The following is a 22720-nucleotide window of genomic DNA, read 5'->3' as shown; positions in this document are numbered from 1 at the left end:
TTGATTGCCTTTTGGCATGATTATATTTGTGACAAATACTATACGTCATCAAATACACGCTTCAATATGAAAATTATAAAGTTCTCCCTCTCTTTACTTTCAGAAAGTTTTGACGCATTCATGGAAGACAAGGGTCTCAAACTAAGTGCCGCATTGTCATACTATACGATTTTCTCGCTGGCTCCTATGTTGCTGGTGATCATATCAGTACTCAATTTCTTTTATGCTAACGGGAACATTCAGGGAGAACTTTTTTCTCAGATCACGACACTTGTAGGTGCAAATGCAGCACAACAATTACAAGAGATTTTGGAAAATGCAGAGATGTCAAAAAAATCGGGAGTAGCTGCGGCGATCGGCTTTGGTACTTTGCTGATTGGTGCAACCGGGGTATTTGCAGAAATCCAGGATTCTATCAATTTCATTTGGTCTATCAAGTCCAAACCAAAGAAAGGGTGGCTGCAATACCTTAAAAACAGATTGCTTTCTTTTTCTATTATTCTTACGCTCGGCTTCTTGCTGATGGTATCTCTGGGGATCAATGCAATGGTGGAATTACTGAGTTCAAGGCTGGAGCAGCTGTTTTCTGAGGCTTCTGTTGTAGTTTTTTACATATTAAACATGGCGATTCTGCTGGCCATTATTACAGCATTATTTACAGTCATTTTTAAAGTATTACCGGACGGGCATCTTCGTTGGAAAGAATGTATTGTCGGGGCCACATTTACTGCAGTTTTGTTCCTGATTGGTAAGTTTTTAATCAGTTTTTACATCGGTCAGTCAGACCTCGGTGCCACCTACGGAGCATCAGCATCTGTTGTGATTTTGCTCACCTGGGTTTACTACTCTTCGATTATTCTGTATTTCGGAGCAGAATTTACAAAGGTGTATGCCGCTCTGGATGGAGTCGCCATCGCACCTAATAAGCATGCTGTATTAATTGTGAGAAGAGAAATTGACGAAGAAACCGGTCAACAGGTTTCTTAATTAAAGTTACACTCCAAAAGCGAAATCCCCCTTATTTTCATAAGAGGGATTTTGTTGTATTGGGAAGAAGGACTCTTTACGGCTCGCACTTCGACTCCACTCAGTGTGACAAGCGACAAAGCTAACTTATTTAACTCCTTAACTTCTCTATCTACCTATTTAATCACCATCTCAAACGGCATTCTCGCCTGCATACCTCCCATATTCATAAGCTTTTTATACATTTTTGCGTAAGAAGCCATTTCACCGAAGTTTTTGTTTAAAGCTTTTTCTTCCTCGTCACCCATCATTTTGGTAAGGAATTCTTCCAGAGGCTTTTTCTTCTCAGGATAGTAGCGTACACGGTAATCTCCTTCTTTCAATTTGGCAGAAGAAGCTGCCAGTTTAATGGCTTCGTTGATACCTCCAAGTTCATCTACAAGTCCATTGCCTTTTGCTTCAACACCCGACCAAACACGTCCCTCAGCCAACGTTTTCAACTTTTCAATCGGCATTTTACGACCTGCTGCTGCTTTCGAAGTAAATTTCTCGTAGCCCTCATTTACACTTTTCTGAATCATTGCTTTTTCAAAATCAGTCATTTCGCGGGTTGCAGTCGGCCAGTCGGCATGTGGATTTGTACCTACACCATCAAAGGTCACACCTAGCTTATTATTCATGAAATCAGTAACATTGAATATCAGACCAAATATTCCGATCGAACCGGTAATGGTATTAGGTTGAGCCACAATTTTATTACAGCCCATGGCCATGTAATATCCTCCTGACGCAGCCACATCCGACATAGATGCAATCACTGGTTTTGTCTTCGATGTTAGCTGAATCTCCCTCCACATAACATCGGACGCCAAAGCACTTCCACCCGGTGAGTTAATTCTGAGGACAATCGCTTTGATCTTGTCGTTGTCGCGTAGTTTTTTTAATTCTTTCACAAACTTATCAGAAGCGATGCCACCGTCAGAATTATCACCACTTACGATTTCACCTTCTGCTACCAATACTGCTATGCGTTTGTTATAATCTCCATCGGTTGATGAATCACCACTTTTCAGATACTTGTCAACACCAATATAGGTAATGTCTTTTTTTGCTTCAACTTTCAGAGAAGTCTTCATGTAGTTTTCAAATTCATCCCAGTAACCCAGATTTGTTACAAGTTTGTGTTGAAGCGCAGACTCAGGATTCTCTACCTTCAGGGAATCAGCAAGGCCTTTTAGTGTCGCAACCGGAATGCCACGTGAAGTGGATACCTTTTGCAAATAATGATCGTTGATGGCCGTAATAAGCTCCAGAGATTGTTTTTTGCTGGCTTCACTCATATCCTTACGCGCAAACATCTCAATTGCACTCTTAAATTCTCCCACACGGAATATCTCCGGCTTTACACCCAATTTGTCAAATGTTCCCTTGAAGAAGCTGTATTCAGCCGACAAACCATTCCATTCCATTCCCCCGGCCGGATTGAGGTAAATTTTATCAGCAGCAGAGGCAATATAGTAACCTTTCTCAGAGAACATTTCTCCATAGGTCACCACAAATTTTTTGGATTTTTTGAATTCGAAAAGCTGATTGCGAATTTCTTCCAGTGTTGCCCATCCCGCCTGAGGACTTTCCACTTTCAGGTAAATACCCTTGATTTTATCATCTTTCTGCGCGTTTTTCAGAGCATCAGTAATGTCTTTAAGACCAACTGTGTTTTCACTACCCGAAAATGGCCCGCCAAATCCAGCAAACGGATTTTCCACACCAATCTCCTGAATAGGCTTATTCAGATCCAGTTTGAGAACTGATTTCTCTGCTACAGCTACTTTGTCATCTGAAGAAAACATGGCTCCAACTCCTGCGAGCACAAATATGGATACGATAAAGAAAAGAAATAGCCCGACTATCGTAGCGAGCACATATTTGAGGAATTGTAACATACTGATGTAATCCGTTGTTTTGATAGTTCTGTGATATCTTGCCAACAAAATTAATCATTAAATGCACCAGTTAGATGCACAAATATTGTCAAAAGGTATTTTCTGAGTATTGAGTGGTCAAATATGTTTTCAAGTATATTTGTACCCGTATAAATTACTAAACCTGTTCACTGTCATTATTCCTGTTATCTCTATGAGCAAGACATTAATTTTGGTTCGCCATGCTACCGCAGAGGAGGACAATTTTCGCATCAAGGATTTCGACAGACAGCTGGTTAGCAAAGGGTTGTCCGAATCGGTGATAATGGGTAAATGGTTTCACCAAAATGATATAAAACCTGATCGCTTTATTACCAGCAATGCAGCGCGTGCTTACAAAACGGCTGAAGTTGTTGCAAATCAGTTAAAGGTTGATATATCAGAAATCGTGCAGGAAGGAACTCTATACAATGGAGGGCCGAAAGCTTATCTGGGTGCTGTAAATGCTACGCCAAAAGATGTTTCAGTCGTGATGCTGTTTGGTCATAATCCGGATATTACCTATTTCGCAGAGTATTTGTCAGGCAAGGTTCTGGGTTCGATGAAAAAAGGTAGCGCTGTCACTTTAAATTTCAAAGATCTCGAATGGGAAGAAATTTCTGCTAAAACAGGTGTTTTTGTGTCTTATGTGACACCAAAGGATGTAATTAAAGAACAAGGAGAGAATGAGTAAACAGAATCGAAACCGTAAGATTTTTATAGTAGTATTGATCGCTTTTGTGTCAATGTTTCTGTATATCAGTTATGATATGTCGAGTCGTACCACAGCGCCATGGAATAAGCCAAAGCAACTCAAACGCGCCATGCCGGGAGCGTTGCCTGATTCTGATTCACTGAAGTTGGATTCTCTGCTTGAAGAGGTAAACTGATTTTGTGATCAATATTGACTATGGTGCTTTAAGGCCCGTAGGTTAAGTGCGGTCATCCTCTGGGATGAAACTCAGTAATAATTTGACGGAGATACTCACGGTCGAGGTGGGTATATATTTCTGTGGTTGTGATGGATTCATGGCCAAGCATTTCCTGTACCGCCCTCAGACTCGCCCCGCCTTCTACCAGATGCGTCGCAAACGAATGCCGGAACGTGTGAGGGCTCACTTTTTTATGGACGCCTGCCTTTTCAGCCGCGTCTTTGATGATCAGAAAAATCATCACACGCGTAAGTTGTTTCCCTCTGCGATTCAGAAAAACGATGTCTTCGCTGCCTTTTTGAACAGGCATATCCCTTCTTACATGGTCCAGGTATAGGTTGATATGTTTAATAGCATCCTGACCGATAGGAACAAGCCTCATTTTGTCTCCTTTTCCTATTACCCGTATAAACCCTGTATCAAAATGGCAATTGGTGAGCTGTAAATCAACCAATTCGGAAACACGTACCCCGGTACTGTATAATGTCTCAATAATAGCCCTGTTTCTGGTTCCTTCGGGAGTAGAGTGGTCAATCACACTGATGATCTGTTCAATGTCTTCATAAGAAAGCACGTCCGGAAGTTTTCTGGGTAATCGTGGCGCATCAATCAGTTCGGTAGGATCTTCCTGAATTTCATTTTCCAGTAGCATATACCGATAAAATGCTTTGATTCCTGACAGCATTCTGGCTTGTGTATGTGCTGCAAGCCCCAGTTCTGCTATGTATTTCAGAAATACTAACAAATGCTCTTCCTTCACTTCTTTAGGCGTCACTTTGGTCTGGCTCAGCTCAAAGTACTCAACAAGTTTCTCCATATCGCGGATATATGCCTGAATGGAATTGTCAGAAAATGACCTTTCCAGCCGCAGATAGTTTTTAAAATGTTTGATGTAGCTTTGCCACATGATGTATTGAGTCGCCGGTTGATAGAACTGCAATATTATACAGTAAATACCAATCGAGCTTCATTATTGAAATCGGGTAGCTTATAAAAAGTAGCTGAAATGAAAAAAATATTAATTCTGAATGGACCCAACTTGAATCTATTGGGCAAAAGAGAACCGGGTGTATACGGGAATGAGTCTTTTGAAGATTATTTTGAAAAGCTGAAAGTATTGTTTCCTGAGCAAGATTTACATTATTTTCAGTCCAATCATGAGGGTGCGTTGATTGACAAAATCCATGAGGTTGGTTTTAGTTTTGATGGAATCATTATCAATGCTGGTGGGTATACACACACTTCGGTAGCTTTAGCGGATGCTTTGTCTGCAGTCAATACACCCGCAGTAGAAGTGCATATCTCCAATATTCATGCGCGGGAAGCTTTCCGTCACCACAGTTACCTGACGAGCCGCTGCAAGGGTATGATCTGTGGATTAGGTCTGAAAGGATATGAAATGGCAATCCGGTATTTCATCTGAAACCGGATTGCCATAGTTATTATCTGAATAATGCGTTGGCAAAAAGAATTTTACCATCGTATAACATACCTCGGAATAATGGATCATCAAACATATAAATAATCTGACCTTTGCCTACAGGCTGAGCACCAAAGATGAGCGTGTTTTTTAATTTGCTCGTCATACGTTCGCCGACGAAGCCTGCCATATATCCTTTCTCGTTCAGATAACCGACATTCCAGCCATCTTTCAAGAGTTCAATGTCATAGGCGTCTCTCACTAGTGTGTAATAATCTTGCTTTAAACCAAACGAAATCGGATGCGTACGGTCAAAGGTTACACTGAAAGTACTTCCCGGAGATGAATCACTGGTTTCTTCTCTTTCCTGATCTCCATATTTTTTAAATACATCCGGCTCTTTGCCTTTGTCTGTCATTTTTTTAGTGATGCTGAAGCCTGGCTTGTTCAGCAGAGCATTGTTGGCACTTTCCATAGCAATTAGCTTTCCGCCTTTTTTAACCCAATCCTGGATTTGTTCCAAAACCTTGTCTGTGAGAATTCCGGAATAACGGCCAGCTGGTAGTATCAATACATCAATTTCATTCCATGGCAAAGCAGATAGCTTGCCCGGATCTACCAACGTCATCGGATAGTGAATCTGCTGTTCGAAATAATGCCATACCGAACCAAATGAAGTAGCAGACACACCGGGTCCTGCAACGGTTACAACTTTGGGAGAGGTAATGACAGGAACAAACTCCGAACCGAAATCAGCTCCGGCAGTAACGAAACCCGTAGTTGCGGGTGTAAGCCGTACATGATGTTTGTTAGCCAGTGCAGCAATTTGCCGATCGAAATCGGGCTGATTGTTGCTCTTCTTGGTGATCACCAGTGTGCCGGCATCGTATTTCACATTGTTCATTTCAAAAGGAACATTGGAGCTTCTCACCAGAAAATTACGCTTCAAGAGCTCTGAAAGAAATACCACGTCTTCTACATCTTTCCATTGGGCCAGATACGCATACGGAGAAGAGGCAGGCACTTTGTTTTCAACAGCAGTTGCCTCGTATGTTGCCGGAACCAGCTTTTCCTTTAATCCATACGTTTTGAGTCCGAACAGATAAGAGATTCCCCAGCTGGTAAGGTCATAGGTAACAGAATCTTCAAGTATAGGCCTGGTTTCAAACAGCACTCTCAACAGATTGGATTTTGGCTGATACGCAGATATCACCAGGTCACTGTTTTCAATCTTCACAGACTGATCTGTAGAGCTGCTTAGCTCAGTTCCTTTTGTGGTGATCGCTTTTCCTGCCTGACCGTATTGGAAACCTTGTTTGGTCAGCCACTCTGTGAATGATCTCACGCGCTCCTCATTGCCCTTTGTTTTGATGATATAGGATTTGAAAGGGCCGACAGGGTTTGTCGCTGCATCTTCATGGAACTTCACAAATTCGCTGACAATTTTTTCCTTACGTGAAGCCACTGCTTCCAATGTAGCCAGACTCGTTGCAAAGTGGTGATCAATACGGCTCACCAAGGTCAATGTATCTTTTTCTGTTTTACGTGCAATGGCCAAACCAGCAGCTCCTCCACCGGCTTGTTCGTAAGTAATTCCGATCGCGCCATTAAAAGATGGCCAGGTATCACCGTAGCTTGGGTAAAACAGGTCATAGTTGTAACGGGTGAAGTAAGCCCAGTTATTTTTGTCAAAATAGCGGCGGCAGTTTTCACCCACCAGTTCGTTGAATTCACGCTGCCATGAAGTAATATCTTTATGGAAAGGCTTGGCTGCAGGAGGGAAGTAGTAACTTCTGTTGGAACCCATTTCATGAAAATCGGCGTGCAAATGCGGCATCCACTGATTGTAGAGTGCAATACGTTCTTTGGTTTCCTTTTGTGTTTGCCAGGCCCAGTCGCGGTTCAGATCAAAAAGATAATGATTGAAACGTCCACCCGGCCAGGGCTCGTCGTGTTCCAAAGCAAACGGTGTTACATCAGCAACGGCGTTCTGGTAACGGTTGTACCATTGCGTATATCTCTCATAGCCATCGGGATTCTGGCAGGGGTCAAGAATCACGACTGTGTTATTCAGGATCTCCTGCGTTACTGCATTTTGTTTGTTCAGCAATTCATAGGCCACTTTCATACTCGAATTCGCCGAAACAGCTTCATTGCCGTGGACATTGTAGCTGAGCCACGTAATAGGAATTACCTTTCCGTCAGGCTTGCCTTCTGCCATCCGGATGCTCTTCAAATGGTTGGTTCTGATTTTTTCCAGATTGGCCATGTTTTCGGCGGAAGATATAAAAGCCGTAATAAGCGGTCGGCCCTCGTTGGTGGAACCGTACTGGATAATTTTAACGCGATCCGGATTCTGAGCTGCCAGCAGCTTGATGTAATCGATGATCTGATGGTGGTAAGTAAACTTTGATCCCAGCGGATAACCTAGATATTGATCAGGAGTTTGTTGTTGCGCCTGTGCGGGAAGGACGAATAGTAGAAATAGAAGTGCATAAAGATATCTGGTCATAAACAGGCCTGTGGTGTTAGAAAGAAATTAGGACTACCCAAATTTATAAATAACGCTGAATTTACCGGAGTGCAGATGGGTTCAAAAAAAACTTTTATTTAAAACGCATTGATAATGAGCGATGTGAAAAAATTATTAATTTATTTTTGTCAGGACATTTGGATCTTAAAAACCAACCCTGCATATTTGCACCACGTTAACGGAAACGAGAACGAAAAAGTGAAAGAAAGTGCTGAAAACGCCACGAAGTAGGAGACCAGTCGGCCCATTCGTCTAGCGGTTAGGACACGACCCTTTCACGGTTGAAACAGGGGTTCGATTCCCCTATGGGTCACCAAGTTGCGGTTAACGCACTTTCAACACTTTTTAAACCGCCTCAGCAATGAGGCGGTTTTTTTGCATTTCGGGAGTTTGATTAAACCAACCTCATGTAAACCTTTCATTAATAAATAGCACTTTCTTCACCCACCCCGCTGAAATATTCTAGCAATTTCTGATATTACCACGATAATTTATCTTACACATCACTTTAATCTGCTTGTTACTATGAAAATGAAGTACTTGTTCACTGCGATCTTATTATGTACTGTGCTGGTTGCGGCGCGTTCTGTCCGTTTTGCGGATGATTTGACAGGCTCCTGGGCTTATACGATCTCGGATGTGCCGCCTGAGTATCAAAAGGGTGTCTTTGTTTTTGAACAGAAAGACAATGCTATGGTTGGCTATATGGATGCAGAGAAGTCGAGGCAGATGAAGGAACTCACCGCTGCGGATGGAAAAGTGAATTTTAAATTTGATTTCGACGGTGGCTCAATAGGAGTGAGTCTGACCCAAATGGGTGATACACTCAAAGGGAATATGTCTTCGCAATATGGTGAATTCCCGATTGTAGCCGTGAAGCAAAAGTAGGAAAAATACAGAGACAGCAGCTGTAACTCTGATTTCGGAATTTATAGTTATTTTGGGCGGTGATATTCACCGCCTTTTTATTTTTACTTCATCCCAATGTACGTCTCCCGCCTGTTTTACTACTTTTTCTTTCTTATCTCATTTTCGTCTCTGGCGCAAACCAGCGTTGTGCAGGATACGGCTTGGGTTCGCAGCAACTTCATCAAAACAGAACATACAATAGCCATGCGCGACGGTGTGAAACTACATACTGTCATATATGCTCCCAAAGACGGACAGGCGTATCCGATACTGATGCAGCGCACGCCCTATTCGGCAGGCCCTTATGGTGCGGCCAGTTACCGACGTCGGCTGGGCCCGAATACGTCGCTGATGCAGGACAAATATATTTTTGTGTATCAGGATGCCCGTGGCAGATATAAAAGTGAAGGTAACTTCCGTGAAATGACACCGGCTATACCGAACAAGAAGAATAATAAGGATGTAGATGAGTCGAGCGATACGTATGACACGATTGAGTGGCTTTTGAAAAACACCAAAAACAATGGCAGGGTAGGGCAGTATGGTATCTCGTTTCCGGGGTATTATTCCTCGGCTGCTTTGCCGGATGCGCACCCGGCGTTGAAGGCCGTTTCACCACAGGCACCGATGTCGGATGAGTTTATCGGAGACGACTGTTACCATAACGGTGCGTTTTTCCTGATGGATAATTTTGGCTTTTACAGCGGTTTTGATGGCCCGAAAAGTGCGAACGGAGAAAGTTATAAACGCTTTTTCAACGCTTCGTATGCAGATGCCTATCAGTACTTTCTTGATTTTGGTCCTTTGAAGAAAGCCAATACAAGCGCCTACTTTTCGGATCCCAACAGTGTATGGAGACAGGTGGTAGCGCATCCTACGTATGACGAGTTTTGGCAATCCAGGAATATAAAGCCGCATCTGAAAAATGTGAAACCGGCTGTATTGGTGGTAGGAGGCTGGTTTGATGCCGAGGATTTGTATGGTGCTTTGAAAACCTATTCTGCTATCGAAAAGCAATCATCTGGCAATAATGTAAGATTGGTGATGGGACCATGGACGCACGGGGGCTGGGCATCGCCTTCCTGGAAGTCTTTTGCGCAGTATCAGTTTGGTGCGGATGTCAACAAATATTACCAGGATGAGATCGAAACGAAGTTTTTTAGTTTTTATCTGAAAGACAAAGGTACTTTCGACCAGCCTGAAGTGACGGTTTTTGAAACAGGTTCTAATCAATGGAAAAACTATAACGTGTGGCCTCCGAAAGAAAGTAAGCCGAGTGCATTCTATTTAGGAAATAAAGGTAAACTGACCACATCGAAACCAACAGATCAAAACAGTGCTACTGCGTACGATAGCGATCCGGCAAAACCTGTTCCGTACACAAGTGTAATATCAGGGCGTCGTAATAATGAATATATGGCGGAAGACCAGCGTTTCGCAGCACAACGCCCGGATGTGATCGTGTTTCAAACCGATTCTTTGGAGAAGGATCTGACTTTAACTGGTGAAATTGCAGCGAATCTCTTTGTCTCTATGACGGGAACGGATGCAGATTTTATCGTAAAAGTGATTGATGTATGACCGGCCGGTTCGTCGTTGCCGACGGAAAACGGACAACGTCCCGTACAAATGGGAGGATATCAGCAGATGTTACGGGCGGAGGTATTGCGAGGGAAATTCCGTAATAGCTTCAGTCAGCCAGAAGCATTTACGAAAGATAAAATTGAAAAAGTGACGGTTAAACTCAATGAGGTAGCACATACTTTCAAAAAGGGACACAAGGTGATGATACAGATTCAAAGCTCCTGGTTTCCGCTGGTGGACCGTAACCCGCAGAAATTCATGAATATTTTTGAAGCGAATGAGGAAGACTTCCAAAAGCAAAAAATTACCATTCATCACGATGCAAAAAACAGTAGTCATGTATTGCTACCGGTCATGAACTGATTTTTCTTAGCCACGGATGCACGAATAATCACGGATTTTTTTGAATCGAGCAGATTCGTAGTCATCTGAGTATCCGTGGCAAAATTGATGAAGTAGTTTTCTTAGCCACGGATGCACGAATTTTCACTGATTTTTTTTTGAATCGAGCAGATTCGTGGTCATCTGTATATCCGTGGCAAAATTCTGAAGTAGTTTTCTTAGCCACGGATGCACGAATAATCACGGATTTTAATTTTATGTAAAAACATCTTAGTGCTCATCCGTGTATCCGTGGCAAATCCTGTCCGCCATCAAAATTTTATCCTTCCAAAAGTTACGTACCTTTGTAGATTAAAATTTGAAGCAGTTGCGCCTTGAAAAAGAAAACACTTTTTATAACTCCCCCCTTTACCCAGCTGAATACGCCGTATCCTGCAACTGCTTATCTGAAAGGCTTTCTGAATACGTTGGGACGGGAATCCTGCCAGGCGGATCTGGGGATAGAGGTGATTTTATCTCTGTTTTCTTCCAAAGGACTTACACGCCTTTTTACCGAACTCGATGAATCGGATGCAGAACTGACAGAAAACAGTTTCCGTATATATGCGCTCAGAAGTGAATATATCGCAACCATCGATCCTGTCATACGTTTCCTGAAAAACCAGAATCCGACGCTGGCACATAGCATTTGCGACAGAAGCTACCTTCCTGAAGCAAGTCGTTTCCAACAACTGGAAGATATGGACTGGGCATTTGGAACGATGGGGATACATGATAAGGCCAGGCACCTGGCTACTTTGTATCTGGAAGATCTGGGTGATCTGATTCAGGAAGCAATAGATCCGCATTTTGGTTTCAGCCGGTATGCGGAAAGACTGGGTCGGTCGGCTACAAGTTTTGACGAAATGGAAGAGGCGCTAGAAAAGCCGGATACAATCGTTTCTTCTATATTGACTTCTATCCTGAACGAAAAAATAAAGAATTTTCAACCTGATATTGTCTGTATTACGGTTCCGTTTCCGGGAAATTTATACGGAGGATTCAAATGTGGACAGTATATCCGAAAGCACTATCCGCAGATTCAGGTGGTCATGGGCGGAGGTTTTGCAAACACCGAGTTAAGGTCGTTGAAAGAACCACGCGTTTTTAATTATATCAACTTCGTTTGTCTGGACGACGGCGAAGCACCGTTGCTGTCATTGCTGGAGTACCTGGATGGCGAAAGACCACTGGAAAAGCTGAAAAGGGTTTATTCCTGTATCAACGGAGAAGTAATTTACCACAATGGAGCAAAGGAAAAGGATGTACCGCAGCGGGATACAGGCACGCCGGATTACAGCGATTTACCCTTGTTCGACTATCTGTCTGTAATCGAGATTGTAAATCCGATGCACAGGCTATGGAGCGACGGACGCTGGAATAAGCTCACACTCGCGCATGGGTGCTATTGGGGGAAATGTTCTTTCTGCGATATCTCACTGGATTACATCCGAAGATACGAGCCGATGACCGCCGCTTTGCTGTGCGACAGGATTGAAGAAATCATCGCTCAGACCGGACAAAATGGTTTCCACTTTGTAGATGAAGCAGCTCCGCCGGCATTATTGCGTGATGTGGCTCTGGAAATGATCAGACGTAAACTGACGGTAGTCTGGTGGACGAACATCCGTTTTGAAAAGAATTTTACACACGATTTGTGTTTGTTGCTGAAAGCATCGGGTTGTATCGCTATATCAGGCGGGCTTGAAGTAGCGTCGGACAGATTGCTGGAACGGATGAAGAAGGGTGTAACTGTTGCGCAGGTGGCAAGGGTGGCTGACGCTTTTACACAAGCGGGAATTATGGTGCATGCTTATCTGATGTACGGTTTTCCTACGCAAACCATGCAAGAGACCATTGATTCACTTGAAATGGTGCGTCAGTTGTTCGAGCAAGGCATAGTACAATCAGGATTCTGGCACCGGTTTGCGATGACGGCACATAGTCCGGTTGGTTTACATCCCGAAGAATTCGACGTCATGCGGATCGGGCCGGATTTGGGAAAATTTGCATACAATGATCTGGAGCACCAGGACCCTAGCGGGGCCAACCACGACTTGTTTGCCGAAGGACTCAGAAAATCGCTGTTCAATTATATGCATGGTGTTTGTCTGGATTTCCCGTTGTCAGAGTGGTTTGATTTCAAAGTGCCTGCACCTTCCATATCTCCACGCTATATAGAGAAAAGTATACGTGAAATTCCAGATGCCGCGACAAGGCCCAATGCTTTGGTGGTATGGACAGGTAGCTTGCCGGAGTTATCCGTATTTGAAGAAAAGAGAGGGAAGAAGACAACAGAAGTTGCTGAGCTGGTATTCTTTGACAAGAAAAAAGAATGGGCGGTGGAAGCAGATGTACCCGTAGCTGAATGGCTGACCGAAGTAATTCCTAAATTACTTATTCGTAATCCGGCTGCTTATGCACTCGATCAATTAAAAAAAGATTATGAGGAAGCCGGATTGGGCAGTTTCCAATCGTATACGCAGACTACAACCTGGAAGGCATTACGGCAACGAGGACTTCTGATTGTTTAATAGCATTAGCTACATTTTTAAAACGGAGAATTGCTGTAAATCATCATCGAAAGTAGTGAAGGTGGCTGGAAAACCCACGGCAATTTCTCCGATGTGCGCAGATATCCCCATTGCCCTGGCAGGCCTGATGGTAGCCATTTCAACCGCTTCCTGCAATGGAATGCCTACTTCATTTACAGCATTTCTGACTGCATCGGGAAGGGAAATAGTGGCTCCGGCAAGGTTTCCATCCGAATTGACATATTTACTGTCTTTCAGATACGCATCAAACTCGCCCCATTTAAATTCTGTTACTTTTTCATTCAGAAATAGCGCATCCGAGATGAGGAATAACTTTTCTTTTTTCAACCTGTATGCGATTCTTGCTGCGGCATAGCTACAGTGCGTGCCATCCATGATGATAGGTGCGTAAGTCTCTTTGCTATCAAAAGTAGCGCCAACAAGTCCCGGTTCGCGGTGACCGAAAGACGACATGGCATTATACAAATGCGTAACAACCTGGATACCTTGTGTAAAAGCATGGGTAGCTTGCTGATAGGTAGCGTTGGAATGTCCTGCCGAAACGGTAATTTTTGAATCCAGCAACATCTGAATCTGTTCTTCTGTGAACATTTCAGGTGCGATCGTGATCAGTTTAATAATACCTTTTCCATAGCGAATAATTTCTTCCAGATCTGCATTGGTTGGTTTGCGTACGAATTCTGTAAGATGTGCACCACGTTTGACCGGATTTAAGAAAGGGCCTTCCAGATGCATTCCCAGTACGCCTGATCCCGGATTTTTTTGCTGATAACTTCTTACTGCTTCTATTCCTTTCAGGATGTTCTCCTGCGGAGATGTAATCAACGTTGGGAATATATACGCTGAGCCGGTTCCTACGCTACTTTGGTATATGTCGTCAATCGTTTCCTCATCTGCTTTTTGCGTAAAATGATACTTTTCACCACCATTAATATGACTGTCAAAGAAGCCGGGAGCCAGGTTATTCACAACGTTGGTGCCATTTGGAGAATTTTGATGATCGATAGAAATGATCCGACCATTTTCGATCGTAATCAACTGATCTTTCAAAATCTCGTTACCTGTGAAAACTGTTTTAGCAAATAACTGATCTGGCATTTCTTTGATGTTTTTGAGATGATGTACAGTCTGGGAATAGGACCGCAAACTATTATTTTACAATGATATCAAATCTCGTAAGCAAACCTGCAAGGTCGGATGAGAGAAACTTCGCCTTTTTCACGTTGTTCATCGTAGGATCAATTGTAAAGTTCTTACATGTTGTAAAATCTACTCCGGATACATTCGTATTGGCAAATACAGATTCACTGAAATCGCAATTGTGAAATTTGGATTTCGAAAGATCAGCTTGGGTAAAATCTGCTCCCTGGATCCGACAGTTTGAAAATGTACTTTTGTTCATTTTCTTCTGTTCGAAAATCGCGTAGTCTAGAATCGAATTCTCGAATCTGACCTGAAGTCCGAAATCTTTGGCTACGGATATATCTATTCCCGTCAGTTTACAATTCACGAAAGAAACATTATCAAGTTTACTGTTTTTGAATGACACATTACTGAGGTTACAGTCTGTGAAAATACAGTCCGTCAACGTGACACCTGTCAGTTCAACAAAAGTGCAATTGGTAAAATCTGCCTGCTCAAATTCGTCAGAAGGTAATGTTTCTGTTGAAAAATCTATATTGTGGTAGTAGGGCTTGTCTTGTGAAACTGACATGGAAGTGAATAGGATCTTTAATAACGGTATTAAAAATTAAATATACTTGTTGATGATGGATTTCAACTGATCAGCCTGAACCACACCGGATTGCCTCCACATGGGTTTTCCATGTTTAAATACGATCAGGGTAGGTACTCCCTGTATCTTATACGCCTGAGCAGCTGAGGGGTTTTTATCCACATCTACTTTGATGATTGTTGCCGTTTCTCCCAGGTCTGCCTTAAGCGTTTCCAGAATGGGTTTCATCATTTTACAAGGTCCGCACCACTCAGCGGAAAAATCGACGAGAACTGGTTTGTTGCCGTTGATGAGTTCTTTGAAAGATGACATATCAGTATATAGAATGGTTAAATATGAAAAAAATCGCCAATGATGATACACGGTTGTAGCATATCATTACAAAATGAATGCCTGTGAAAACAACGAAGCCAACTAAAAAATGGTTTGCCTGCGGCGGGGCAAGGAGAAGAAAATAATATGCGTCATCATCTCAGTCAGATTTTAGATCTGAGAAATCTTCCCAGTTTTACCTCGATCAAATCATAAGTAAAATGAGAATAAATAATTGTTAAAGTGATGGATATCAGCAACGAGGTGCCGATCATCGTCTCGGTCTGAGCAGATTTCAAAACCCTGAAGAGTATCACGTTTACCGCGATCAGAACGATGGCGTGATTAAGGTAAATGGAGTAGGATATTTTACCCAGATACTGGAAAGGCTTCGTCAGCAACAGTTTGGTGACCAAACCGGAAGAATTGCAAAAGATGATGACACCACCCGAAAACAGAAATGGGAAAACAAGTTTCCATAAATTGAGATCATAATGATGAACGATGAACATACCCAGAACGACAGTGACTAAGAAAGGGATCTCAAGGACTGAAAGTTGAAGGTTTCTGTTTTGTACAAAACTATATGTAAATACACCAAGCGTAAAACAGAAAATCCCACGTACAAAGCCGTAATCGTAAGCCAGCAGATAGTCACCGTGCTGGATGATGAATGCACCGCAAAGTATGGTAGTAAGGATAAATACAATGAGCCTGTATCGGGTAAATAGAATGAGCGTCAGTCCGAAAGTGATGTAGGCTATCATCTCTGCAGATATCGACCAGGCAGGATAGTTGAGGCCGATCCAGTCACCAAATACGGGTGTAGAGCCCATAAAGGTTAGCGTGTCCAATACGGTTTCGAAATAGTAGGACATGCTCAGGTTATTGACGTTCTTATAAGAACTGAAATCGCCAATAATATTGAATGCGAGAAAGACAATCTCAGTGTAAAAAAGCAGAGGATACAATCTCACAAACCTCTTTTTCAGAAAAAGAAAAAAATCGTCCTTCGTTTCAAGACGAAAGTAATAATTGAGTGCAATCACGAAACCACTCAACACGAAGAAGAAATCAACGAAGAGGTCGGAGTTAATTACAAAAAAGTTATTGTAAAATATGGAATCTTTGAAAGCATTGTGATGGTGTGCAACAACAAGAACTGCAAAAATACCGCGTAAACCGTCAAGCTGCTCTACTCTTCCTTTCATTTAATGGTTCTGTAAATAATCTGCTGTATTAGCGTCAGGTATAATGAGTAACGGGCTAAGCAGGAATAGTAGATAATGGTTTTTCATGAACCGGCAATTCTTCCCGTTTCTCGAAATATCTCACACCCAGAAAACGTATCATTACGATATACGGAAACCAGAAAGCGATATCAGTAGGCCGGCCACCCGTGATCAGAAGAATCGTGAGAGAGATATAAAAGTAGCCAAGAGCAGTTGATATGGCTGCGGTAGGCCGTCTGATTTCGCGTATTGCAAAAATGAATAAAAACAGATTGAAAAATGCGAAGAATAGAAAACCTATAATTCCATAAGCAACGAATGATTCCAGTATAGGGACGTCCAGATAGTCGCTTTTGAAACCTCTACCCATGAACACATCCCAGGAGAAGAAAGTATTTAGAAATGTTTCAAAGCCACCGACACGGCCCATTGCGGAATAATCCACATCCGCTGATTCCGTTAATTTGACACCGAAAGATGTAAAAATTACATCCATAATCCGATCCTGAAACGTATCCCAATAAACCAGAAGTAAGTTAAGAATATCGCCATAACGATTCATGAAATAGCGTATACCGATGATGATGACTATGACCAGAGCCAGACTTCGAAACTTAAATATATTCAATGCAGCTTTGAATATGCTGGAAACTTTAAACTGAAAAATCAGGTAAGCCATAGTCATCAGCCCGATACCTATATAGCTGGATTTGGCAAGTGATAAAACGACCACACCAAGGCTGAACAAGACAGAGAAGAACAAAAATGCCTTATTAATAATGCCTGTTGAACGGCTGAATAATACCAATGCTGTTACAATACATATGACTCCGTTACGTGCCGTAATGTGTGGATTTCCACCGGGTTGAGCTCCATCATTAGAAAAACTTACCGCTGCACGCATCCCGGGACTCCAGTTTGGGTCGGTCAACAGGGAATACACCAGTGTTACGTTAGCGAATAGAGACAGGATAAAAAGTATGGTTACCAGCGTATCAGAAATATCGTTCGGAATGTGCAGCAGCAGTATCAGGAAGCCAAACATGAAAACAAAATTACCTACATCAGCTACTGCTTTTCCCGTATAATTGAGAAAAAGAAAGTAATAAAGCATGATGAGCATGAAGCCTAACCCGAGATTGAACAGGATGGTATTAGGCTTATAAAGGCGCCTGAACAAGTTCATAGGGAGCATAAGCATGAGCCCCAATGCAAGAAAAACTGCTGTAAAAATACTATTGGCAGGACCTATCTTCAGTGTATCACGGATAAAGAATATCAATGGGAATCCATTGAATATCATAGCTATACCTACAGAGTACCTGAGGTAAGTGAAATTTGAATAAACATTTAACAGACTCCAATTCATCTGGATAACCTAAAACTAATGTATTTAAAGTCGAACTTGAATATGAAGTAGGCTACTTTCCGAAACCTGCACCAAAGATACCTCAATTTGTTGAGAGATGGGTTGCCTACCGCGGAAATGTACAATTCCTTGATTTTAGCATGTTCCTTTTTTCCCAGTGGCGCAATATTGGAAGATTTCGCATCCGCATGAATCCTTAGTGCTCCGCCTAGTCCTTCTACCTTTTTAACAGTAGCGGTTCCGTCCGCTGTATATCTGGTGATGAACTCATAGTCAAATGCAAAATGATATGACTCATCAAACGGGCCGTACTTCTTTACCAGTTCCCTCTTAAAAAATAATGACTGATTATGAATCTGCATTCCCTCCAATACCTGGCATGTAAAGCTGTAAGACGTCGTTTTCAGAATCTCAGTCACTTCGTCCTCCGTAGAAATCATAAACAGGTCACCGAACAATATATCTGCAGGTGTTTGACGGGCCGCTTCTCCAAAACGAAGAAAAGTGCCTGGGAAATATACATCATCTGAGTTTTGGAAGCTGATATAGTTACCAGTTGCAATTTCAAGAGCCTTATTAATAGCGTGTACCTGGCCACGGTCTTTTTCAGAAACCCAATAAGTGAGGTGTTTCTCATACTTTTTGATCACTTCAACGCTGTAATCAGTGGATCCACCATCGATGATGATATATTCCAGATTCGGATAATTTTGGTTCAGTACACTTAAAATCGTACGTTCCAAAAAATCGGCCTGGTTGTAGGATGGCGTAATAATTGTCAGTTTTGGAAAGTCAGGTCGGTTCTCCGGATTGATATTGGGTGAAGAAACCAGTGTGCGTAATTCCTTGGTATATTGTTCGAGGGACTTCATGTATCGATAAATTTTAAAACTGATCAATAAATTGGGTTATTGATTTCAGATTGGCCCTCCACTTATTCCTGAAAAGGCGATCCGGCTTAATGTCAGGGTTTTTTCCGAAGCCTGGTTTGCCACCGGGGACAAACTGCTTAAAAGAATTTACAACCTTCTTATAGTCATTGTACAGTGTTTTATACAAACCACTGTTTTTTAATAGCGGCGCATGATCAGACCAAACCGGATCAAAGAAGTCCAGGCCTGCAAAGTCTGCCGAAATTAATTTCTCTCCGTTCACAAAATAGGTCTGGTCTCTTAGTTCCAGTTGTCTGTTTAAAACTGAATGCAAACCATAATGCCAGCCGGGATTTGAAATTTGGATAGCATCCGGAATACGAACCAGTACGAAATTGAGCCACAACTGATCCATGCACATGCCATGGCATAAATCGAATTTGGCTCTGTCCGGCATTCGCTCGGCCCACCAATCCAGAAATTGAAGGCTTTCTTCACCCCGGTAGAAGGTCCAGCTGCCGGAATGAAACATACCTACGTTGAGGATTCTTTTGTCATCCAGTACAGAAGATTTTTTTAAAGCTTCCGTAATATGTGGTGTAACCTGCATGCCCGCAGTCTTTGAAATAATTTCTTCGCAAGAATTATATAAAAATACGGTAGGGGCAAAAAATGTAAAGCCGGAATTATCCGGATGAAGCTGTAGCAGATGTTTAAGAAACCATGGACGGCAGGCGTTCACAAGTTCAAAATCATAATACTGCTCCGTCATTTGTTGCCAGTTCGGAATCGTAATTTCGTCAGTCTTGATAAGCCTGATATAAGCCGGGAGGTCTGAAATCTCAGTATAGTCGACCCAGCCAAGATAAAAAAGATTTCCAGGGTACTGCATCACAGACTTGGCCAATGCGAGTGCATGTGCCAGACTTGTTCGGTTGCAGACTGTAAAAATGATGTTCATGGTATTTAATTTCTTCCTTACACTTCCTGTATCGGAAGATCATCTATATTGTCCTTGTTGACACCCGTAAAGGCGAAAGGTAATGTTCGGCCTGCGAATTGACTGGCTGATTGTTGTGTTGAAAGTGCTATGCAAAAGAAATTGCGTACCACTTCGGTTGGCTTTCTGACAGTTGGCCAAAGTCTGTTCGCCTCCACCTCCCAGAAAATAGAATCCCGATGTATCAATGTTTCGTCATGACGGTATTGATAGGCAGTTTTTGCTTTCTTCCTGAGCGCCTTAATCATTCGCTGCACATGACAAAGAATGAGTCCATTATTTTCAAACGCCTTGTCTATATTCAATTTCTCATTTTGATTTAGCCCTAGCATCAGTGAAACCTGACCTGGCATCTTTCCGGAAAGACTACCATCTGGTTTGGCTTTCAGGTAATCGTAACCCTGTTTACACCAATAGTGTAGCTCATCCCTTACGACCCAGCTATTCAGTTCGTGTATCAGCAAAAAATCGCTCCAGCTGAATCGGTCGTAAAATTCATCCAGCAGGAATAACTTTGCCATCGTCTGCCGGGATTTGAAATATTCTTTCGGAAAATAAATGATGTCCGCATCAGCTTTGTGCTCCTTCACGATAGCCAGATCAGCCCCTTCCGCTGTTATAAACATAATCGGATAACGAGACAGTGCTTCCAGACATCTATGAAGAGATTTTTCTTGAGTTGGAGTCAGTTCTGGATCAGGAATTGGGATAATAACCGAAACTAGTTCTTTCATTTATATCGTTTCAAGCTGATCTATAACGTATTGAAATGGGAGTTTAATCCATTTTCGAACACGCTGATAACGCAACACCCGTTTAGGTTTGATGTAATAGCAGGGGAACTGGCGATAATAAGCGTTCCCATTATCCAAGAGATTATCCTTATAAAGCCGGAAAAGTGCCGTAAGATCTTTTCTCTCCGACAGCTCAAAGCGGTCCTGATACTTAGATAACACCTCAGGCTTTGCCGGATCATAACCACTATAGTGGAAAAAAATCAGAGGATTATTTCCGTTGACATAGTGGTTTGTGTCTGACTGAGAAAAAGTACGCTCATGGAGGTTCCAATAAGCAGCGTTATAGCCAGGATTGCGTTGGATAAAAGTATCCTTTACAAATACCGGCAGGAAATTCATCCAGTTCTGATCTGTAAACAAACCATTACAAAGATCAATCAGACATTCGTATCTGAGTTTTTCTTCCCACCATTTGATGTATTTCAGTGTTTCGTCACTTCTTGCGAAAGCTACAAAACCAAGGTTGTAAATGCCGGTATTGAGGTGATGTAATTCATTAGGTGTTAAACGATCATCAATTGCTGTATTGATATGGGGTGTAACCACAGCAGGATACCTGGCAAGTAAATTTTTCAGCTCTGTTATAGGCTGAAAAACAATAATGTCAGGATCGAAATAAATGACATTGTCGGCTTGCGGATATTTCTTAAAAAAATAGGTGAAATAGAATGGCTTCACTGCCGTGTTGAGTTCGGTAATATCATACCGGTCCGCCATTTCCTGAAAACCTTGTATATCGATTTTATCAATCTCTATCATAGGATATTCCGGTCTGAATGCAGGATCAAAACTGACACCCTCCAGAATATCAACAAGCCCTATGAAGAACTGCACATCCGGATTGGTATTCCTTAGTGAATCCCCGAGTGTACGTGCCTGAGCAAGGTAATTTATTGAACAAATTGTAAAAGCAATGGTCATTAGTTATGCTGTTCCGAAACGGTCAAAGGTAAGTACTTTTGAATGATGGCTTCAATGTTTCCTACGCTTTTCTCTGCATTGTGGCGATCCAACACTTTTTTTCGCCCCTTTTCTCCCATCATTTGACGTAACCCCGGATCAAGAATAAGTTTGATAACTGCTTCTGAAGCAGCATTAATATCAAGATAAGGCACCACAAAACCTGCGTCTGTTTCGATCAGTTCAGGTGAGCCTCCGGCATTTTCAAAGCAGACCACCGGAATTTCCAGCAGAGCTGCTTCCAGTACTACCAACGGATAAGGATCTTCGCGGGAGCTGAGTAAAAATATGTCAAATCGGTTGATGTAATCAAGTGCCTGAGGGGTTGGAGGGATAAGAATAATCCTGTCGGAAAGCCCCATGTGACGTATATCGCTTTCAATCAATTCATAAATCTCATGTTGCGGTCCTGCGCCTACCCAAACAAAATATACGGGCAACGGGTTGGTCTTGCTAATTACGTTGCGGGCAATCCAGTTGAAAATATCATTGCCTTTTCTCCATTCTGCATTTCCACATCCACCAATTACGATAGCGTCATCCGGAATCTTATAGGTTTTTTCCAGCAGGTTGCTTTGCACCTGTTTAACTCTTTGATCAATACGATCATGGTCAATCAGTGTAAATGTGCTGACATGCTGAGGCGGGAAATCATACTTTTTTACATAGTGATTGGATACTGCTTTAGAAACTGCGATCAGATGATCTGTCTTTTTGAGCAGGAAATTCAGATGTTTTTCATGCGTATATATTCTTGCAGACATAGCAAGTTCATGTACAAATAAGACCATCGGAAGATGATGCAAAAAGCGAAGTGTTTCATAGTAAACTTCCGCATTTGCTATAGAATTGACAAATACCAATCCAATATTCTGAGCTTCGAGCTCACCAATAATCCGGTCACTTTCACGTTGAGCTGAATGCTCTTCGTACAATTTCTGCAGTTTTATTTTCCGTAAAATACGTCCGGAAATGAAATTTGGGGAAGTGTGATTATCCTGATAAAGCCTGGTGATGGTTGTTACTTCGGCAAATTCATTTTCCAAAGCTCCTCCGCTGCAAAGTAGCAGGTGCATAGGTATGCCACGCTCCTTCAACAACCGCAACAGCTGAAGCAGTAATAACTGGCTTCCTGCTCTGTTTGCATCATGACTTACGAATAATATTTTCTTATGTTCCATTACTTCAAAAGTTTCCAGGAT

General features: G+C 42.2%; 19 protein-coding genes, 1 tRNA gene and 1 pseudogene. 8 read left to right on the top strand and 13 right to left on the bottom strand.

What is annotated here, in order from left to right; translation table 11 throughout:
* Window positions 1-66 precede the first annotated feature (66 nt).
* Entirely contained in the window at window positions 67-987 is a 921-nt protein-coding gene (locus AC1XUE_RS08640; protein ID WP_483355533.1) for a YihY/virulence factor BrkB family protein, read from the top strand.
* A gap of 155 nt (window positions 988-1142) precedes the next feature.
* Here AC1XUE_RS08640 and sppA read toward each other — a convergent pair whose 3' ends face one another.
* A complete protein-coding gene (gene sppA / locus AC1XUE_RS08635) occupies window positions 1143-2909 on the bottom strand; it encodes a signal peptide peptidase SppA (RefSeq protein WP_483355532.1) in 1767 nt (588 codons plus the stop codon).
* A 193-nt stretch (window positions 2910-3102) separates the two neighbouring features.
* Here sppA and AC1XUE_RS08630 point away from each other — a divergent pair, with 193 nt between their 5' ends.
* Entirely contained in the window at window positions 3103-3621 is a 519-nt protein-coding gene (locus AC1XUE_RS08630; protein ID WP_483355531.1) for a SixA phosphatase family protein, read from the top strand.
* On the top strand, window positions 3614-3817 hold the full coding sequence (locus AC1XUE_RS08625; RefSeq protein ID WP_483355530.1) for a hypothetical protein: 204 nt from the start codon (window positions 3614-3616) through the stop codon (window positions 3815-3817). The genes AC1XUE_RS08630 and AC1XUE_RS08625 overlap by 8 nt, the downstream gene beginning before the upstream one ends.
* Window positions 3818-3869: 52 nt before the next feature.
* Here AC1XUE_RS08625 and xerD read toward each other — a convergent pair whose 3' ends face one another.
* Window positions 3870-4766 (bottom strand): site-specific tyrosine recombinase XerD, encoded by an 897-nt coding sequence (xerD, locus tag AC1XUE_RS08620; RefSeq protein WP_483356008.1) that lies wholly within the window; start codon window positions 4764-4766, stop codon window positions 3870-3872.
* Between the two features lie 99 nt (window positions 4767-4865).
* On the opposite strand from xerD, the gene aroQ reads away from it, so the two are divergent.
* Window positions 4866-5282 (top strand): type II 3-dehydroquinate dehydratase, encoded by a 417-nt coding sequence (gene aroQ / locus AC1XUE_RS08615; protein ID WP_483355529.1) that lies wholly within the window; start codon window positions 4866-4868, stop codon window positions 5280-5282.
* A gap of 19 nt (window positions 5283-5301) precedes the next feature.
* Here the strand turns inward: aroQ and AC1XUE_RS08610 are convergent, their stop codons facing one another.
* Window positions 5302-7791, bottom strand: coding sequence for a M14 family zinc carboxypeptidase (locus AC1XUE_RS08610; RefSeq protein WP_483355528.1), 2490 nt, complete (start codon window positions 7789-7791; stop codon window positions 5302-5304).
* A 262-nt stretch (window positions 7792-8053) separates the two neighbouring features.
* On the opposite strand from AC1XUE_RS08610, the gene AC1XUE_RS08605 reads away from it, so the two are divergent.
* The 4 genes and pseudogenes from AC1XUE_RS08605 (at window position 8054) to AC1XUE_RS08590 (ending at window position 13220) form a co-directional block, all read left to right on the top strand.
* Window positions 8054-8128 (top strand) — tRNA-Glu (locus AC1XUE_RS08605).
* A 209-nt stretch (window positions 8129-8337) separates the two neighbouring features.
* Window positions 8338-8700 carry a hypothetical protein gene (locus tag AC1XUE_RS08600; protein WP_483355527.1) on the top strand — a complete coding sequence of 121 codons (363 nt, stop codon included), beginning with the start codon at window positions 8338-8340 and terminating at the stop codon, window positions 8698-8700.
* A 96-nt stretch (window positions 8701-8796) separates the two neighbouring features.
* Window positions 8797-10668 (top strand): annotated as a pseudogene (locus tag AC1XUE_RS08595) (CocE/NonD family hydrolase).
* Window positions 10669-11021: 353 nt separating this feature from the next.
* Window positions 11022-13220 (top strand): B12-binding domain-containing radical SAM protein, encoded by a 2199-nt coding sequence (locus AC1XUE_RS08590; protein WP_483355526.1) that lies wholly within the window; start codon window positions 11022-11024, stop codon window positions 13218-13220.
* A 9-nt stretch (window positions 13221-13229) separates the two neighbouring features.
* Here AC1XUE_RS08590 and nagA read toward each other — a convergent pair whose 3' ends face one another.
* The 10 genes from nagA to AC1XUE_RS08540 form a co-directional block, all read right to left on the bottom strand.
* Window positions 13230-14339, bottom strand: coding sequence for an N-acetylglucosamine-6-phosphate deacetylase (gene nagA, locus AC1XUE_RS08585; RefSeq protein WP_483355525.1), 1110 nt, complete (start codon window positions 14337-14339; stop codon window positions 13230-13232).
* A 52-nt stretch (window positions 14340-14391) separates the two neighbouring features.
* A complete protein-coding gene (locus AC1XUE_RS08580) occupies window positions 14392-14955 on the bottom strand; it encodes a pentapeptide repeat-containing protein (protein ID WP_483355524.1) in 564 nt (187 codons plus the stop codon).
* A gap of 36 nt (window positions 14956-14991) precedes the next feature.
* On the bottom strand, window positions 14992-15288 hold the full coding sequence (gene trxA / locus AC1XUE_RS08575) for a thioredoxin (protein WP_483355523.1): 297 nt from the start codon (window positions 15286-15288) through the stop codon (window positions 14992-14994).
* A 164-nt stretch (window positions 15289-15452) separates the two neighbouring features.
* Window positions 15453-16499, bottom strand: coding sequence for an acyltransferase family protein (locus AC1XUE_RS08570; protein WP_483355522.1), 1047 nt, complete (start codon window positions 16497-16499; stop codon window positions 15453-15455).
* 55 nt (window positions 16500-16554) lie between these two features.
* Complete coding sequence (locus AC1XUE_RS08565) at window positions 16555-17823, bottom strand: hypothetical protein (RefSeq protein WP_483355521.1); 1269 nt, start codon at window positions 17821-17823, stop codon at window positions 16555-16557.
* A 62-nt stretch (window positions 17824-17885) separates the two neighbouring features.
* Window positions 17886-18761 carry a glycosyltransferase family 2 protein gene (locus AC1XUE_RS08560; protein WP_483355520.1) on the bottom strand — a complete coding sequence of 292 codons (876 nt, stop codon included), beginning with the start codon at window positions 18759-18761 and terminating at the stop codon, window positions 17886-17888.
* 13 nt (window positions 18762-18774) lie between these two features.
* A complete protein-coding gene (locus tag AC1XUE_RS08555; protein ID WP_483355519.1) occupies window positions 18775-19722 on the bottom strand; it encodes a hypothetical protein in 948 nt (315 codons plus the stop codon).
* A gap of 17 nt (window positions 19723-19739) precedes the next feature.
* On the bottom strand, window positions 19740-20495 hold the full coding sequence (locus AC1XUE_RS08550) for a DUF5672 family protein (protein ID WP_483355518.1): 756 nt from the start codon (window positions 20493-20495) through the stop codon (window positions 19740-19742).
* Window positions 20496-21479 carry a glycosyltransferase gene (locus AC1XUE_RS08545; protein ID WP_483355517.1) on the bottom strand — a complete coding sequence of 328 codons (984 nt, stop codon included), beginning with the start codon at window positions 21477-21479 and terminating at the stop codon, window positions 20496-20498.
* Complete coding sequence (locus AC1XUE_RS08540; protein WP_483355516.1) at window positions 21479-22699, bottom strand: glycosyltransferase family 4 protein; 1221 nt, start codon at window positions 22697-22699, stop codon at window positions 21479-21481. The genes AC1XUE_RS08545 and AC1XUE_RS08540 overlap by 1 nt, the downstream gene beginning before the upstream one ends.
* Window positions 22700-22720: the final 21 nt, after the last annotated feature.

It is taken from the genome of Dyadobacter sp. HNCC25DJ187 (assembly GCF_056895255.1).
The sequence above is the reverse complement of the archived record's forward strand: the minus strand, read 5'-3'. Positions and strand labels throughout refer to the sequence as shown.

Excerpts from the sequence above, each read along its gene's own strand:
- AC1XUE_RS08640 (WP_483355533.1), top strand. The coding sequence starts at position 67 with ATGAAAATTATAAAGTTCTCCCTCTCTTTACTTTCAGAAAGTTTTGAC.
- sppA (WP_483355532.1), bottom strand. The coding sequence starts at position 2,909 with ATGTTACAATTCCTCAAATATGTGCTCGCTACGATAGTCGGGCTATTT.
- AC1XUE_RS08630 (WP_483355531.1), top strand. The coding sequence starts at position 3,103 with ATGAGCAAGACATTAATTTTGGTTCGCCATGCTACCGCAGAGGAGGAC.
- AC1XUE_RS08625 (WP_483355530.1), top strand. The coding sequence starts at position 3,614 with ATGAGTAAACAGAATCGAAACCGTAAGATTTTTATAGTAGTATTGATC.
- xerD (WP_483356008.1), bottom strand. The coding sequence starts at position 4,766 with ATGTGGCAAAGCTACATCAAACATTTTAAAAACTATCTGCGGCTGGAA.
- aroQ (WP_483355529.1), top strand. The coding sequence starts at position 4,866 with ATGAAAAAAATATTAATTCTGAATGGACCCAACTTGAATCTATTGGGC.
- AC1XUE_RS08610 (WP_483355528.1), bottom strand. The coding sequence starts at position 7,791 with ATGACCAGATATCTTTATGCACTTCTATTTCTACTATTCGTCCTTCCC.
- AC1XUE_RS08600 (WP_483355527.1), top strand. The coding sequence starts at position 8,338 with ATGAAAATGAAGTACTTGTTCACTGCGATCTTATTATGTACTGTGCTG.
- nagA (WP_483355525.1), bottom strand. The coding sequence starts at position 14,339 with ATGCCAGATCAGTTATTTGCTAAAACAGTTTTCACAGGTAACGAGATT.
- AC1XUE_RS08580 (WP_483355524.1), bottom strand. The coding sequence starts at position 14,955 with ATGTCAGTTTCACAAGACAAGCCCTACTACCACAATATAGATTTTTCA.
- trxA (WP_483355523.1), bottom strand. The coding sequence starts at position 15,288 with ATGTCATCTTTCAAAGAACTCATCAACGGCAACAAACCAGTTCTCGTC.
- AC1XUE_RS08570 (WP_483355522.1), bottom strand. The coding sequence starts at position 16,499 with ATGAAAGGAAGAGTAGAGCAGCTTGACGGTTTACGCGGTATTTTTGCA.
- AC1XUE_RS08565 (WP_483355521.1), bottom strand. The coding sequence starts at position 17,823 with ATGATATTCAATGGATTCCCATTGATATTCTTTATCCGTGATACACTG.
- AC1XUE_RS08560 (WP_483355520.1), bottom strand. The coding sequence starts at position 18,761 with ATGAAGTCCCTCGAACAATATACCAAGGAATTACGCACACTGGTTTCT.
- AC1XUE_RS08555 (WP_483355519.1), bottom strand. The coding sequence starts at position 19,722 with ATGAACATCATTTTTACAGTCTGCAACCGAACAAGTCTGGCACATGCA.
- AC1XUE_RS08550 (WP_483355518.1), bottom strand. The coding sequence starts at position 20,495 with ATGAAAGAACTAGTTTCGGTTATTATCCCAATTCCTGATCCAGAACTG.
- AC1XUE_RS08545 (WP_483355517.1), bottom strand. The coding sequence starts at position 21,479 with ATGACCATTGCTTTTACAATTTGTTCAATAAATTACCTTGCTCAGGCA.
- AC1XUE_RS08540 (WP_483355516.1), bottom strand. The coding sequence starts at position 22,699 with ATGGAACATAAGAAAATATTATTCGTAAGTCATGATGCAAACAGAGCA.